General features: G+C 63.2%; 3 protein-coding genes. 2 read left to right on the top strand and 1 reads right to left on the bottom strand.

The genetic code is table 11. The features are described from left to right. Together AC1D15_RS31640 and AC1D15_RS31635 are read left to right on the top strand one after the other, a co-directional pair. Nucleotides 1-341 (top strand): hypothetical protein (locus tag AC1D15_RS31640; protein WP_477829163.1); only part of this gene is annotated, 341 nt, incomplete at its 5' end. 160 nt (nucleotides 342-501) lie between these two features. Continuing rightward, the gene (locus AC1D15_RS31635) at nucleotides 502-882 is read left to right on the top strand and encodes a hypothetical protein (protein WP_477829162.1); all 381 of its coding nucleotides are present in this window, start codon (nucleotides 502-504) and stop codon (nucleotides 880-882) included. 52 nt (nucleotides 883-934) lie between these two features. On the opposite strand, the gene AC1D15_RS31630 is transcribed toward AC1D15_RS31635, so the two are convergent. Beyond that, a complete protein-coding gene (locus tag AC1D15_RS31630; RefSeq protein WP_477829161.1) occupies nucleotides 935-1,414 on the bottom strand; it encodes a GNAT family N-acetyltransferase in 480 nt (159 codons plus the stop codon). Between the last annotated feature and the right edge of the window lie 91 nt (nucleotides 1,415-1,505).

The following is a 1,505-nucleotide window of genomic DNA, read 5'->3' as shown; positions in this document are numbered from 1 at the left end:
GCCTTGGCATGGGCGGGTACCTCCTCAGTCTGCTGAGCGATGAAAACCTTTCCTCTGCTGCGACCCTGGCGGCCATTGCAGGTTTCCTGGTGATGTCGAGCCTTGGAACCGCATTGACTACCCAGGGGGGCGAGCGATGGAGGCAGTCCTGTCAAAACCCAAGTGATCGCGAAGATTCGACAGCCGACGCCGAGGATCCCGACGCTTCAGGCGGTGAGAGACCTTCCGAAGAGTTGCGCGAAGTTCGGGTAGGCGATTCCGATTCGGCTTCTGACGGCTTGCAATCGCTTGATGGGTCACAAGACTCGAAGGGGCTCCCGCCGCAGGAGTGCGATGAGTAGGTGCTTCAACTACAGATCCGCAAAGTGGGTCGATGCGCGGCCGTTGGGATCGAATCTGCGAAGTCAATCACTCATGGAGCGTCCATGACCGGGCACCTGCGATGGGCAACTCCGGTGCGGGTTCGCATTGGTGCCACACGAAATTGGAGCAAGACCTCAAATGTTTGGAAATCTGAACCGGTCGCAACTGCTGACCAACACCCTGGTCACTCTCGACGAGAGCCTGCATATTCAAGAGCATGTGGGCTCGGCCCGTGACGGCATCGGGTTCGTTCGGGATGGCGCCAGGGAATTCCTTGCAGTTCACAACCAAGGCTGGGCCAGAGTCAAACTGTCGATGCTGCCTCCAACGATCGCGTGCGGGCTTGCTGGCTACGAGCCGGGGGTGGGTATCGCGTTGGGGGTCTACGCGCTGATGGTCATTGCCGAGGGCGTTCTCCACAGACCCTCGTCGGCCCCGCCCGAGGCGCCCGTCTCTGTTCCGGACCAACTCTACTTCTATGGTCTGGGAGCCGACGGTCGCCCTGGATTGAGAGGCTGACGGCCTTGCTTGCCGAGCCAGCCTCGAAAGCGTTGTGCTCGAAGCGCAGATCCTATTCGAGGCTTGCCCGCAGCATCCCGGCATAGATCCCGGGCGACGATCCCTCGATCACGACCGCGCCGACCGTCTTCTCGTAGAACGCCTTCGGCCCGGCGCTGCCGATGACTGCGTAGGCATAACCGAGGTCTCGTTGCGCATGCAGCGCGGCCAGCAGCAGCGCCCGCCCGACGCCCTGACCTTGCACCGCATCGAGCACGCCCTCGGGCCCGAAGAAGTTCTTGCAGGTCGCGTCGTGGCACGCGAAACCGACGATCTGTTGCTCGCGCACGGCGATGAAGCAGGCGACAGGCAGGCGCCCGATCGCGACATCGATCTCGGCCACCCAGCCGGGGAAATGCTCGGCCGCCCAGGCCAGGATGCGCGGCTTCTCGGGCGCGAGCGCCCGCCGCACGGTGATGCCGTGGCGTTGCACCGAGGCCAGCGCGTCGTCGAGCGGTGGCAGCTTGTAGAGGGTGACGAGCATGTCGGACATGGCGAGCGATATTACGCGAGAGTCAGCCGGCCATTGGGAGCCGCATCCCGGTCGTGCGTGGCCACAAGGTGATTGTTGATGCCGACTTGGC

Source organism: Rhizobacter sp. P2_H2, assembly GCF_056403375.1.
Note: the sequence above shows the minus strand (reverse complement) of the source record. Positions and strands in the feature narration are given on the sequence as shown.

What these genes read in the sequence shown, in the direction of transcription:
- AC1D15_RS31635 (WP_477829162.1), top strand. Translation starts at nt 502, where the DNA reads ATGTTTGGAAATCTGAACCGGTCGCAACTGCTGACCAACACCCTGGTC.
- AC1D15_RS31630 (WP_477829161.1), bottom strand. Translation starts at nt 1,414, where the DNA reads ATGTCCGACATGCTCGTCACCCTCTACAAGCTGCCACCGCTCGACGAC.